At 65.2% G+C, this 12568-nt stretch carries 14 protein-coding genes; 8 read left to right on the forward strand and 6 right to left on the reverse strand.

The window, feature by feature from the left end:
• Positions 1-185: 185 nt before the first annotated feature.
• Positions 186-656 carry a sigma D regulator gene (gene rsd, locus NJF35_RS03395; RefSeq protein ID WP_225786704.1) on the forward strand — a complete coding sequence of 157 codons (471 nt, stop codon included), beginning with the start codon at positions 186-188 and terminating at the stop codon, positions 654-656.
• 9 nt (positions 657-665) lie between these two features.
• On the opposite strand, the gene NJF35_RS03400 is transcribed toward rsd, so the two are convergent.
• Positions 666-1331, reverse strand: coding sequence for an FKBP-type peptidyl-prolyl cis-trans isomerase (locus NJF35_RS03400; RefSeq protein WP_225786703.1), 666 nt, complete (start codon positions 1329-1331; stop codon positions 666-668).
• 224 nt (positions 1332-1555) lie between these two features.
• On the opposite strand from NJF35_RS03400, the gene NJF35_RS03405 reads away from it, so the two are divergent.
• A complete protein-coding gene (locus NJF35_RS03405) occupies positions 1556-2617 on the forward strand; it encodes an AlgP family protein (RefSeq protein ID WP_225786702.1) in 1062 nt (353 codons plus the stop codon).
• On the opposite strand, the gene NJF35_RS03410 is transcribed toward NJF35_RS03405, so the two are convergent.
• Positions 2593-3075, reverse strand: a complete 483-nt coding sequence (locus NJF35_RS03410; protein ID WP_225786701.1) for a TIGR02444 family protein — start codon at positions 3073-3075, stop codon at positions 2593-2595. The two genes, NJF35_RS03405 and NJF35_RS03410, sit on opposite strands and share 25 nt — an antisense overlap.
• Positions 3076-3144: 69 nt before the next feature.
• On the opposite strand from NJF35_RS03410, the gene NJF35_RS03415 reads away from it, so the two are divergent.
• The 3 genes from NJF35_RS03415 (at position 3145) to NJF35_RS03425 (ending at position 6356) form a co-directional block, all read left to right on the forward strand.
• Positions 3145-5055, forward strand: a complete 1911-nt coding sequence (locus tag NJF35_RS03415) for an ATP-binding cassette domain-containing protein (RefSeq protein WP_225786700.1) — start codon at positions 3145-3147, stop codon at positions 5053-5055.
• The gene (locus NJF35_RS03420; protein ID WP_225786699.1) at positions 5055-5642 is read left to right on the forward strand and encodes a mechanosensitive ion channel family protein; all 588 of its coding nucleotides are present in this window, start codon (positions 5055-5057) and stop codon (positions 5640-5642) included. Before NJF35_RS03415 ends, NJF35_RS03420 begins: the two co-directional genes overlap by 1 nt.
• A gap of 81 nt (positions 5643-5723) precedes the next feature.
• Entirely contained in the window at positions 5724-6356 is a 633-nt protein-coding gene (locus NJF35_RS03425; protein ID WP_225786698.1) for a LysE family transporter, read from the forward strand.
• Positions 6357-6377: 21 nt separating this feature from the next.
• Here the strand turns inward: NJF35_RS03425 and NJF35_RS03430 are convergent, their stop codons facing one another.
• Entirely contained in the window at positions 6378-7130 is a 753-nt protein-coding gene (locus NJF35_RS03430; protein WP_225786697.1) for a slipin family protein, read from the reverse strand.
• Positions 7131-7132: 2 nt separating this feature from the next.
• On the reverse strand, positions 7133-8503 hold the full coding sequence (locus tag NJF35_RS03435; protein WP_225786696.1) for an NfeD family protein: 1371 nt from the start codon (positions 8501-8503) through the stop codon (positions 7133-7135).
• Between the two features lie 95 nt (positions 8504-8598).
• Here NJF35_RS03435 and NJF35_RS03440 point away from each other — a divergent pair, with 95 nt between their 5' ends.
• From NJF35_RS03440 to NJF35_RS03450, 3 genes are all read left to right on the forward strand, one after another.
• Complete coding sequence (locus NJF35_RS03440) at positions 8599-9057, forward strand: aminoacyl-tRNA deacylase (protein ID WP_225786695.1); 459 nt, start codon at positions 8599-8601, stop codon at positions 9055-9057.
• Positions 9058-9118: 61 nt separating this feature from the next.
• Positions 9119-9361: a DUF2789 domain-containing protein gene (locus tag NJF35_RS03445; protein ID WP_225786694.1), complete on the forward strand. Its 243-nt coding sequence runs from the start codon at positions 9119-9121 to the stop codon at positions 9359-9361.
• 71 nt (positions 9362-9432) lie between these two features.
• Positions 9433-10071 (forward strand): NADH:ubiquinone oxidoreductase subunit N, encoded by a 639-nt coding sequence (locus NJF35_RS03450; protein WP_225786693.1) that lies wholly within the window; start codon positions 9433-9435, stop codon positions 10069-10071.
• Here NJF35_RS03450 and NJF35_RS03455 read toward each other — a convergent pair whose 3' ends face one another.
• Both NJF35_RS03455 and NJF35_RS03460 read right to left on the reverse strand, forming a co-directional pair.
• Positions 10072-10509 (reverse strand): CBS domain-containing protein, encoded by a 438-nt coding sequence (locus tag NJF35_RS03455; RefSeq protein ID WP_225786692.1) that lies wholly within the window; start codon positions 10507-10509, stop codon positions 10072-10074.
• 194 nt (positions 10510-10703) lie between these two features.
• Positions 10704-12437 (reverse strand): dipeptidase, encoded by a 1734-nt coding sequence (locus tag NJF35_RS03460; protein ID WP_253090670.1) that lies wholly within the window; start codon positions 12435-12437, stop codon positions 10704-10706.
• Positions 12438-12568 lie beyond the last annotated feature (131 nt).

Consider the following 12568-nt stretch of genomic DNA (forward strand, 5'->3'; position numbering starts at 1 on the left):
CGAGATTAAACGCTTGTACGAACTTTGTCCGATGCGTACCTTGATGGTCAGCACGCGCGGGAATAATCTCCCTGCACGCATACCGAAAACACAACTGCTCGATGCCGTCCTGCTGATGTCACCTTTGTGCTGTGGTGTTGTGGTGCGAGGTGCAGCGGCATCTACCCAGAAGGGAAGAGATAGCCATGCTCGATAGTTGTCAGAACGCTCAGGAACGCTGGGGTGGGGTTCACAAGCTGATCGACCGCTGGCTGGAGGAGCGCCAGGAACTGGTGCACGCCTTCCGCGCCCTGCGCGACGCCAAGCCGGCCTTTGCCGACAAGGAGCAGAACGGCCGTTTCTGCGAGATCCTGGTCGATTATGTCTCGGCATGGCACTTCGAAGTCTGCGAACAACTGGTCAGCGAGGCCAAGGCCTTCGGCGACGACGGCGCGCTGGAGCTGGCCGAGCAGATCAACCCGCGGATCAACGACATCACCCAGATCGCTTTGGCCTTCAACGACCATTGCGAAAAAGGCCAGTGCAAGGACCCCGAGCGTTTCTCCAAGAAACTCGGCGAGCTGGGCAGCCTGCTGCACGAGCGCTTCGAGCTGGAGGATTGCCTGATCGAGGTGCTGCACAACGCCCACAAGGAAGAAGGGGCGGTCCAGGCCTGACGCCTGGCCTCAGTCGGCCACCGCCAGCAATTCGATCTCGAATACCAGGGGGGTGTAGGGCGCGATCAGGTCGCCCGCACCTTCGGCGCCGTAGGCTTGCGCCGAGGGGATCACCAGCCGCCATTTCGCCCCTGCCTTCATGTGTGGCAACGCCACCTGCCAACCTTCGATCACCGAGCCCAGGCTGAACCACTGGGGTTGCAGGTTCTGGTCGAACACCGAGCCGTCGGGCAATTTCCCCACGTAACGTACCTGCACCTTGCCGCCCGCCTTGGGTTGGGCGCCGTTGCCAGGCACCTGTTCGCTGTAGAGAACGCCACCGGCCAGCTCATGCATGCCGGCGCGGGCGCGTTCGTTGGCCAGAAAACGCTGCTCCGCGACCTGGAGCTGCTCCGCCTGGGCTTGTTCGGCTGCGGCAGCGGCCTGCGCCTCATGCTGCTGGAGAATGGCCTGCATGCGTGGCGCGTCGAGCTTGAGCGGTTGGCCCTGGTAGGCCTGGCGCAGGCCTTGCACCAGGGCATCGAGCTGCAGGCCGGGTACTTCCTCGCGCAGCCGCTCGCCGAGGCTGGCGCCCAGGCTGTAGGCGAGGTCGTGGTCGTTGGCGGGGGCGGTGTCTGGGCCTGCGAAGGCGAAGGGGGCGGCCAGGCACAGCCCGAGAACAAGATAGCGAGGCACGGTTGGCTCCTGCGGCAATGAGCCGGAAGTATGCCAGCCTTGTTGGCGGGAAATGTGTAAATATCAGCAATTGCTTATTGGGCAACTACACTTGCACCGAGCTGCAAGATAACAACTTTGCCCAGGCATGCAACGCGGCGGCACCAATACTGTCAACATGCCCTAGCGGCGTTAGCAGCAGAAGCATAGTATGAGCCGCAATCTCGTCAGCCAGGAGGTAAACCATGTCGGCCAAGAAGAAGCCAGTCAGTACGCCGTTGCACCTGCTCCAGCAACTTTCGGGTAGTCTGCTCGAACATTTGGAAGATGCCTGCTCGCAAGCGCTGGCGGATGCGGAAAAACTGCTGGCCAAGTTGGAAAAACAACGTGGCAAGGCCCAGGAGAAACTGCACAACGCACGCCTGAAGTTGCAGGATGCCGCCAAGGCCGGTAAAGCCAAGGCGCAGAACAAGGCGAAGAAAGCCACCGGCGAACTTGAAGCGTTGCTCGACTCGCTCAAAGAGCGCCAGACCCAGACCCGTACTTATATCCAGCAACTCAAGCGTGATGCCCAGGAAAGCCTGAAACTGGCCCAGGGCGTTGGCAAGGTACGCGAGGCTGCCGGCAAGGCCCTCGACCAGCGTGCCGCGGCCACCAAGGCAGCCGCCAAGCCCGTTGCCAAGGTTGCGGCCAAACCCGCCACCGCGAAACCCGCCGCCAAGCCGACCGCCACCCGCACACCGGCCAAGGCCGCTGCAGCCAAACCAGTTGCCAAGAGCACCGTTAAACCGGCTGCCAAGAGTGCCGCCAAACCGGCTGCCAGCAAGGCGCCGGCTAGGGCTGCTGCCGCGACTGCGGCCAAGGGCACCGCCGCCACCCGCGCACCTGCCAAGGCTGCTGCGACCAAACCGGCGGCCAAGGCCGCCAGCAAGCCTGCTGCCAAGGCGCCGGCCAAGGCCAGCGCTGCGAAACCAGCGGCCAAGCCTGCGGCGAAAGCGTCCAGCGCCAAGCCCGTAGCGGCCAAGCCAGCGGCGAAACCGGCTGCGGCCAGGGCCAATGCTGCGAAACCTGCTGCCAAACCCGCTGCAACCCGTTCCACAGCCGCCAAGCCGGCAGCCAAGCCCGGCGCTACCCGCTCGGCGGTTGCCAAGGCAGCGGCCAAGCCTGCCGCGAGCAAACCTGTCGAAAGCAAGCCGGCCGCACCCGCCACCAGCGCCCCGGCGCCAGTGACCAACTCGGCCGCGCCAGCCAGCGCCTCGCCGGCACCGGCCAGCAACCCGGTTCAGTCGCCGTCCACGGCGTCCTGAAGCGCCTCGGCCGCGACGCGCAAGCGATGCAGCGCGTCGTGGCCGCGGGCCTGGTCCGGCGCCAGCCAGGCCAGCCAATCGTCCGTGGGCCCGTCTGGGCCTGCGGGCCATGCCCTTGCCTGCTCCTGCAGGCGCGCCAGCAAGGTGCGCTCCGCCTCCAGTTCCAGTCCCTTGACCTGCTCACGCAGCACCGCCAGGTGCGCATCGTCCTGGGCATCGGCACGCCATTGCTGGCGTAGGACGCGCAGCGGGGCGACCACTTGCCGCTGCCAGGGTTCGGCAAGGCTCCGGAGTGCGTGTACGCGCTCGGCATCGGGTTGGACGTTACCGGCCTGCAGCCAGGTACCGCACAGCAGCAGGCAGACATCGCCGCCCAGCGCCTGCAGCTCCAGGCAGGCGGCTTCGACGCCGGGTTGCCCATAAAGCGCCAAGGCATGGCGCCACAAATCGGTATGCATGTTCGCCTCGCGCCGACGATCAAGTGGCCTGTGTGGTTGCAGGGGAAGCTGATAGACTCCGCGACCATCATGATCAGACTATCGAACCTCACTTTACAGCGTGGTCCGCAGCGCTTGCTAGAAGGCGCCGAGATGACCCTGCACCCCGGTCACAAGGCCGGCCTGATCGGCGCCAACGGTGCCGGTAAATCCAGCCTGTTCGCCCTGCTGCGCGGCGAGCTCTCGCCCGATGCCGGCGACTGCCAGCTCCCCAGCGATTGGCGCATCGCCCACATGCGTCAGGAGGTCGACACCCTCGATCGCCTGGCGGTGGACTATGTGCTCGACGGCGACGTGCGCCTGCGCCAGGTCCAGGCCGAGCTGGCAGCCGCCGAGTCGGCCCACGACGGCACCGCCCTGGCGCGCCTGCACAGCGAGCTGGAGAGCGCCGACGGCTATACCGCCGACGCCCGTGCGCGCAAGCTGCTGGCCGGCCTGGGGTTCACCGCCGAGCAGATGAACCGCCGTGTCGGCGATTTCTCCGGTGGCTGGCGCATGCGCCTGAACCTGGCGCAGGCGCTGATGTGCCCATCTGACCTGCTGCTGCTCGACGAGCCGACCAACCACCTGGACCTGGATGCCATCCTCTGGCTGGAAGACTGGCTCAAGGGCTACCCAGGCACACTGTTGCTGATCTCCCACGACCGCGACTTCCTCGATGCTGTGGTCGACCATGTGCTGCACGTCGAGCAACGCAAGCTCAACCTCTACCGCGGCGGCTACACCGCTTTCGAGCGCACCCGTGCCGAGCGCCTGGCGCAGCAGCAACAGGCCTACGAGAAGCAGCAGGCCCGCCGTGCGCACATGGAGAAATACATCGCCCGCTTCCGCGCCCAGGCCACCAAGGCCCGTCAGGCACAGAGCCGGATCAAGGCGCTGGAACGCATGGAGGAGCTGTCGGCGGCCCATGTGGATTCGCCGTTCGACTTCGTCTTCCGCGAGTCGCAGAAAATCTCCAATCCGTTGCTCGACCTGTCCGAGGGCCGCCTCGGTTATGGCGACAAGGTGATCCTGGAGAAGGTCAAGCTGCAGCTGGCGCCGGGTGCACGCATCGGCCTGCTCGGCCCCAACGGCGCCGGCAAGTCGACCCTGATCAAGAACCTCGCCGGTGAGCTGGAGCCGCTGGGCGGGCGTCTGGTACGTGGCGAGAACCTGGCCGTGGGCTACTTCGCCCAGCACCAGCTCGACGCCCTCGACGACAAGGCCAGCCCGCTGCTGCACCTGCAGCGCATCGCCCCGACCGAGCGCGAGCAGACCCTGCGCGACTTCCTCGGTGGCTTCGACTTCCATGGCGACCGGGTCGACGAGCCGGTGGTCAACTTCTCCGGTGGCGAGAAGGCGCGCCTGGCCCTGGCGCTGATCGCCTGGGAGCGGCCGAACCTGCTGCTGCTCGACGAACCGACCAACCACCTGGATCTGGAGATGCGCCTGGCCCTGACCATGGCCTTGCAGGAGTTCAGTGGAGCGGTGGTGGTAGTGTCCCACGACCGTCACCTGCTCAAGAGCACCACCAACGACTTCCTGCTGGTGGCCGACGGCAAGGTCCAGGCCTTCGATGGCGACCTGGACGACTACAGCCGCTGGCTGATCGATTACCGTCAGCGCAGTGCGCCCGCCAGCAATGCCCCAGCCAACCCGGACAAGACCGACAAGAAAGCCCAGCGCCAGGCTGCTGCAGCCCTGCGCCAGCAACTGGCGCCGCACAAGCGTGCCGCCGAGAAGCTGGAGGCCGAACTGGGCCAGGTTCACGCCCAACTGGCCGGGATCGAGGCCGCCCTGGGCGACGCGGGCCTCTACGAGGCTGCGCGCAAGGACGAGTTGCGCGACCTGCTGGCGCGCCAGAGCACGCTCAAGCAGCGTGAGGGCGAGCTGGAGGAGGCCTGGATGGAGGCGTTGGAGACGCTCGAAAGCATGCAGGCCGAGCTGGAGGCGCTGTCCTGATGGAGGCGCTGCGCACGCTACTGCCGGGCCAATGGATGGAGCCGTTCTGGCTGGGGCTGCAGATCCTGCTGATCCTGGTGGCTGCATTCGTCCTGCAACGCATCGTCGCCCGCGGCCTGAGCCGCCTGGGCGATCGCTACCCGTTGCCGCCGGAGCTGCTGGTGCCGGTGCGCGGCAGCCTGCGCTGGTTGATCATGGGCAGCGCACTGTTGTTCGTGTTGGAGCGCCTGGGTGTCTCGGCCACGGTGCTGTGGACCGCCCTGTCGGGCTTCGTCGCGGTGGCGGCGGTGGCCTTCTTCGCCATCTGGAGCGTATTGTCCAACCTGCTCTGCGCGGTGTTGATCTTCACCGTGGGGCCGTTTCGCATCGGCGATGTGGTCGAGCTGGTCGACACCCTCGACAAGCCCGGTGTGAAGGGGCGGGTGATCGCCATCAACCTGCTCTATACCACCTTGCTGGAAGTGCCGGAGGCGGGTGGGGCGCTGGTGCAGGTGCCCAACAGCCAGTTCTTCCAGAAGGCCGTGCGGCGTTGGCGCGGTACCGAAGTGCCGGTGCTGGCCCAGGACACGACAGGCGAGGCCGATTGAGCGGCAGCTGAAAAATCGCTGGTGAAAATTTCACCAACACCGTAGCTTAACGTTTTGCAACATGTTCGAACGAGGTGTGCGATGTCGATGGAAACCTGGTTGGCCTTCTTTGCCGCGTGCTGGGTGATCAGCCTGTCGCCGGGTGCCGGGGCCATCGCCTCGATGTCCAGTGGGCTGCAGTACGGTTTCTGGCGTGGTTACTGGAACGCCCTGGGCCTGCAACTGGGCCTGATCGTGCAGATCGCCATCATCGCCGCCGGTGTCGGCGCGATCCTCGCCGCCTCGGCCACCGCGTTCCAGATCATCAAATGGTTCGGTGTCGCCTACCTGGTGTACCTGGCGTACCGGCAATGGCGCGCGTTGCCCATGGACATGGACGATTCGTCGGGCGTGCGCCCGATCGGCAAGCCGTTGAGCCTGGTGTTCCGCGGTTTCCTGGTCAATGTCAGCAATCCCAAGGCGCTGGTGTTCATGCTCGCGGTGCTGCCGCAGTTCATCAATCCGCATGCCCCGCTGCTGCCCCAGTACCTGGCGATCACCCTCACCATGATCAGCGTCGACATGCTGGTGATGGCCGGCTACACCGGGCTGGCGGCCCGGGTGCTGCGGATGCTGCGCACGCCCAGGCAGCAGAAGCGTTTGAACCGGACCTTTGCCGGGCTGTTCATCGGCGCGGCGACCTTCCTGGCCACCCTGCGTCGCGCGCCGGTCTAGGCCAGCAGTTGAGTGGCCCCGCTAGCGCTGCTTGTCGATCAATCCCTTGAGCAGGTCCACCGGTAACGGAAAGACGATGGTCGAGCTCTTGTCTCCGGCGATCGAGCCCAGGGTCTGCATGTAGCGCAGTTGCATGGCCCCCGGCTCCTTGCCGAGCATCTGTGCGGCCTGCATAAGTTTCTCCGACGCCTGCAACTCACCCTCGGCGTGGATCACCTTGGCCCGCCGCTCGCGTTCGGCCTCGGCCTGGCGGGCGATGGCGCGGACCATCGACTCGTTGAGGTCGACATGCTTGATCTCGACGTTGGCCACCTTGATGCCCCAGGCATCGGTCTGGGCGTCCAGCACCTGGCGAACGTCCGAGTTGAGCTGCTCGCGCTCGGCCAGCAGCTCGTCCAGCTCATGCTTGCCGAGCACGGCGCGCAGGGTGGTCTGGGCCAGCTGGCTGGTGGCGGTGAGGAAATCCTCGACCTGGATGATCGCCTTCTGCGGGTCGAGCACGCGAAAGTACACCACGGCGTTGACCTTGACCGAGACGTTGTCACGGGTGATCACGTCCTGGGGCGGTACGTCGAGCACCACGGTGCGCAAGTCGACCCGGACCATCTGCTGGATCCCCGGGATCAGGATGATCAACCCTGGCCCCTTGACCTGCCAGAAGCGCCCCAGCTGGAATACTACGCCACGCTCGTACTCGCGCAGGATGCGCAGTGCCGACACCAACAGCACGCCAAGCAATGCCAGCAAGGCGCCGAAACCGAACTGAACGAACATCTTCACTCTCCTTGCGCCGCGGGCGCGGTGGCACTGACCTCCAACATCACGCCATGGCGGGCGATTACCCGCACATGCTGCCCAGGCTGCAATGGGGTCGCGCATTGAACTTGCCATTGTTCGCCCTGGGCCTGCACCGAGCCGCAGAACGGGTTGTCCGCCATCACTTGGGTCACCGTGACCAGGCTGCCGACCAGGCCGGCATCGCCGCTGACCAGGGCCCGCTGTCGCGCCTTGAGGGCCATGCCCAGCACACCGCCCAGGAGCACCGCCGAGAGCACTGCCAGGCTGACGATCAAGCCCAGAGGGATACCGAAGCCGGGCGCTTCGGTATCCATCAGGATCACCGCGCCGACCACGAAGGCTACGATGCCACCGAAGCCGACCACGCCGAAGCTGGGCAGGAACGCTTCGGCGATCATGAACGCCAAGCCGAGCAGGATCAGCGCCACGCCGGCATAGCTGACCGGTAGCAACTGCAGGGCGTACAAGGCCAGCAACAGGCAGATACCGCCGACCACGCCGCCAACCCCGGAGCCGGGGTTCATGAACTCGAACAGCAGGCCATAGACGCCGATCATGATCAGGATCAGTGCCACGCTAGGGTTGGTGATCACCGCCAGCAGGCGGGTGCGCCAGTCTGGCGGATGCTCGAGCACCAGGGCGCCGGCGGTCTGCAACTGACGGGGTTGGCCGGCGACCTCCAGGGTCTTGCCGTCCAGCTGGCGTAGCAGGTCGGGCAGGTCGTTGGCCACCAAGTCGACGACCTTGAGGCGCAGGGCCTCGTTGGCCGGCAGGCTGACCGCCTCGCGCACGGCCTTCTCGGCCCAGTCGGCGTTGCGTCCGCGCAACTGCGCCAGGCCGCGGATGTAGGCGGCGGCATCGTTGACCTGCTTGCGTGTGAGGGCGTCCTGGCCCTCGGGGGCGGAGGCCTTCTCGTCCTTGTCCTTGGAGGCGGGCGAGGAGGGCGGGCCGGGGGCGCCGACCTGCACCGGCGTGGCCGCGCCCAGGTTGGTCCCCGGCGCCATGGCTGCCACGTGACTGGCATACAGGATATAGGTCCCGGCGCTGGCGGCCCGGGCGCCGCTGGGGGCGACGAAGCTGGCCACCGGTACGGGGCTGGCGATGATCGCCTTGATGATCTGGCGCATGGAGCTGTCCAGCCCACCGGGGGTGTCCAGGCGGATCACCACCAACTGCGCGCCTTGCTCCTGTGCCTGCTCCAGACCGCGTACCAGGTAGTCCGCACTGGCCGGGCCGATGGCATCGTCGATGCCCAGCACCCACACGCTACCGCCTGGTGCGGCCTGGCCTCCCGGGGCCGCGCCGAGCATCAGTAACAGCAGCAGGCAGTACCAGCAGCGAGCGATCACCTGTCGTCACCTCGTCGGACCTGTCCCCGAAGTTTAGTCGTGCTCGCCGGACCAGGGCCTAAACTTCAGGTTGGGGGCTAAACCGGAGGTGCATCATGCGTATGGCCAAGACCCTGCAGCAGCGCCTGGACCAGGCCAACTGCGACTACGACATCATTTCCCATCCACACTCGGCCACGAGCCTGGAGTCGGCACGCACTGCCGGCGTACCCGCCGAACGGGTCGCCAAGTCGGTGATGCTCGACGACCGTCATGGCAACTACCTCATGGCCGTGCTGCCGGCCAACCGGCACCTGGACATGAGCAAGGTGCGCATGACCGGCGCCTGGCAACTGACCCGCGAGAGTGGCCTGCCGACGCTGTTCGGCGACTGCGAGCGCGGCGCCATCCCGGCGCTCGGCGATGCCTATGACGTGAAGATGTTGCTCGACCCGAGCCTTACCCGCCAGGGCGATGTCTACCTGGAGGCAGGTGATCACGATCACTTGATCCACATGAGCATGGAGCAATACCTGAAGCTGGTTCCGCACGCCGAAGTGCGCGAACTGTGCTGATGACGTTCAAGCCAATGCCGGGCCGGCGTCGTGGACGACCCGCCCGGCCCGAGGAGGAATCATGGAAGCACCGATCCATCCATTTTCCGAGCTGTTCAAGCAATTGGGCCTGGCGGACGATGCCGAGAGCATCGACAAGTTCATCACCACGCACTCGCCGTTGAAGAACGAGATCAAGCTGGTGGATGCGCCGTTCTGGAGCGACGCCCAGCGTGCCTTTCTCAAGGAGAGCGTGATAGACGATGCCGATTGGGCGGTGCCCTTCGATCAACTCAACGAAGCGTTGCGCCGCCCCCGCAAATAAAGCGCCGAGCGGCACCTGTTGAGTGATTTGGCCGTTGCTATGCTCAGGAAAAACAAAAAGGGGATAGCGCGATGAAAGATCCCTACGCACCAGGATTCTGGTGCACCGTGACGATCCTGGGCACCCTGACGGCGGGTTACTTCTACGGTATCCGGCACGTCCACCACATGGACCAGGCCGTGCAGTTCCTGTATGCCGCCGCCGCGGTCACCGCGGCGGTGGCGCTCTGCGCCCTGGCCTGGATCGCCTGGCAGCAACTGCACCTGAACAAGCGCGAAGTGAGCCAGGGGCGAACGTTGCTGAGCATCTGGAACACCAAGGTGGCCCTGCGCCGGGTCGAGACCGTATTCGATCGTTATTTCTGGGGCAGCTACTGGCATTCGGGGAGGACCTTCGAGGAGGTCATGGGCGAGCTCAAGGGCACGCCGCTGGAGCAGAGCCTGGATGCCCTCAAGCGTCAGTGTCGGGAGCTGGACCGGGAGGTCCACGATCCTCATCACCGCTGGCTGGCCAATGCCCGTGACCTTTCCAGCGTGGCCACGGCCATGGCTCGCGAGCGCTATCAGCTCGACCTGTGCGACCCACGGGGCAGCGATGGGGGCAATACCGCAGTGCTCAACCGCGACCTGGAAGTGCTGGTGTACACCTGGTCGGCGCGCCTGCGCAGCTTCGACCATCAGCTGGACGAACTGGAGCGCGCCTACCACTGATCACTCGCCGCGGATGTACTGCTCCAGCTGCAGGATGAGGTTGGCCTGTTCGGCGATGGTTTCCTTGACCAGGTCGCCGATCGACAGCAGGCCGAGCAGTTCGCCGTTGCTCACCACCGGCAGGTGGCGCAGGTGGCGGTTGGTCATCAGGTTCATGCAGTACTCCAGGTTCTGCTTGGGTTCGACTGTGACCACCGGCGCACTCATGATCTCGCGCACGGGCGTCGCCGCCGACGAGCGGCCCTTGAGCACCAGTTTGCGGGCGTAGTCGCGTTCGCTGACGATACCCATCACCTGGCCGTTCTCCACCACCGGCAGTGCACCGACGTTCTTTTCCGCCAGCAACTTCAGGGCGTCGAGCACCGAGTCGTCAGGCCCTATGGTGTAGACGGTCTGATGCTGAGACTTGGTCTTGAGGATTTCTTCGACGTTCTTCATACGGGCCTCTGCGGGTGGAAAAGCGATGTGTCGGCAGTAAATAAAGCATCCTGCACGGCGTCCTGCACGGCAATGCGGAAAACGGCATGGACTTGATTGAAAAACGTCATTGGCGGGGGCTGGGGGCTTCGTGGGCAGTTGGGCGGTATTGGGCTGCCTTGCAGCCCATCGCCCAAATGGCGCGTACCGAAGGCTCAGAGCTCTGGCATCTGCCCGATCCGCGCCACCATCTCGCTGACGATCTGCAGGTCCAGCATGAACTGCTCCACGGTCTTGAACTCGTTGTCGTTGTGCCCGGTGTACTTCACGTTGGGCATGGCCAGGCCGAACTGCACGCCATTGGGCAGGTCATGCACCGAGGTGGCGCCGGCGGAGGCGCCGAACTCATGGGGCAGGCCGAGGTTCTCGCTGGCCACGGCGAGCAAGGCCTTGACCCATTCGCCTTCGGGGTTGCGGTACATCGGCTCGTCGAGGCTGTACTCGAACGCTACCGAGGTGTGGCTGCCGCGGGCCCAGGTCCCGAGCTTGTCGGCCAGCTCATCCTTGATCGTGGCAATCGCCTTGCCTTTTGGAATGCGCAGGTTCACCGCCAGCTTGAGGGCCTTCTGATCGAGCCCGACGTAGGTTAGCGAAGCGGTCAGTGGGCCCATGAACTTGTCCTCGAAGTCCACGCCAAGCTTCTTGCCGAAGTAGTCCAGCCCCCAGTTATCGGCCGCATAGCGCGCGGCATCGGTGATGTGGTTGTGCTTGAGCGGTACCTGGTCGCCCAGGCCGTTGAGGAAGTCGAGCATCCGGGCCACGGGGTTGATCCCCGATTCGGGCTCCGAAGAGTGGGCCGAGACCCCGGTCACCGTCAGCACCACTTCCTTGCCGGCTACCTTGGCATCGAGGATGAAATCGCCGCCGTTGCGCTTGACGTAGTCGGCACCGGCCTTCTGCAGGTCTGCGGCCAGGGCGGTGGGATTGTCGCCACGCAGGGTCGCCACCGAGGTGGTGGGGATCTGGTTGGTGGCCAGCCCGCCCGTCAGGTGGATGATTTCCGCCCCCTTGCCGGTGGCGGGGCGCCGGCGGAAGCTGGCCATCACGGTGCCGTAGCCTTTCTCGGCGATCACCACCGGGTAGCCGCCATCCAGCGCCAGGTTGTAGGTGGGCGTGGGGTTGCGGGCGAAGTAGTAGGGGATCGCATCGCCGCTGGTTTCCTCGGTGGTGTCCACCAACAGCTTGAATTGACGGGCCAGGGGCAGTTTTTCGTCCTTGGCCACCTTCAGCGCATACAGCGCCACGACGATGCCGTTCTTGTCGTCCTCGGTGCCGCGGCCATACATGCGATCGCCCACCAGGGTGACCTTGAACGGGTCCAGGCGGGTGCCGTCCTCGAGCTTCCAGTTGTCCGGGTTCACCGGTACTACATCGGCATGGGCGTGGATGCCGACCACTTCCTTGGCGTCGTCACCCAGGGTGATCTCGTAGACCCGGTTGTCGATGTTGCGAAAGTGCAGGCCGAAACCCTCGGCCAGCGCCTTGATCTTGTCGGCGATCTTCAGGAACTCGGGGTTCTCGTGCTGCGGCACGCCCTCGACCTGGAAGGTCGGGATGGCCACCAGCTCACGCAGGGTCTCGGTCGCGGCCTTGCCGTACTTGATGCGGGTGTAGAGGCCGAGCAAGCGGTGGATCTCGTTCTGTTGCTCGGCACCCAGCGGCTTGTTGGCCAGGTACGCCTTGAGGGTTTCAGTCAGGTTGTCGGCCTTGGCCAGTTCGCTGCTGGCAAGCTGGCCGAGGAACCGGCGGAAATCCGCCGGGTCGCTGTTATCGTAGGCCTTGAGGATCGCGGCGGACTGCTGCGGGGTGAGGTTGGCCTGGGCCTGGTTGGCGAACAAGCCCAGGCTGGCCAGCAGCAGGGTCGCGGCGGTGAGTTTTTTCAGGTACATGGGCGAGCGCATTCCTTTGCTGAGCGTTGGAAGGGAGGTACCCGTTTGTAGGAAACGGGAAGACGCTCACGCTAACACCAATGGCCTGCGGTACGGGAGTGCCAAGCGTGCGATGTCGCACAAACGAAAAA

It is taken from the genome of Pseudomonas guariconensis, from assembly GCF_024127895.1.
In the GTDB taxonomy this organism is placed as follows: Bacteria; Pseudomonadota; Gammaproteobacteria; order Pseudomonadales; family Pseudomonadaceae; genus Aquipseudomonas; species Aquipseudomonas guariconensis_B.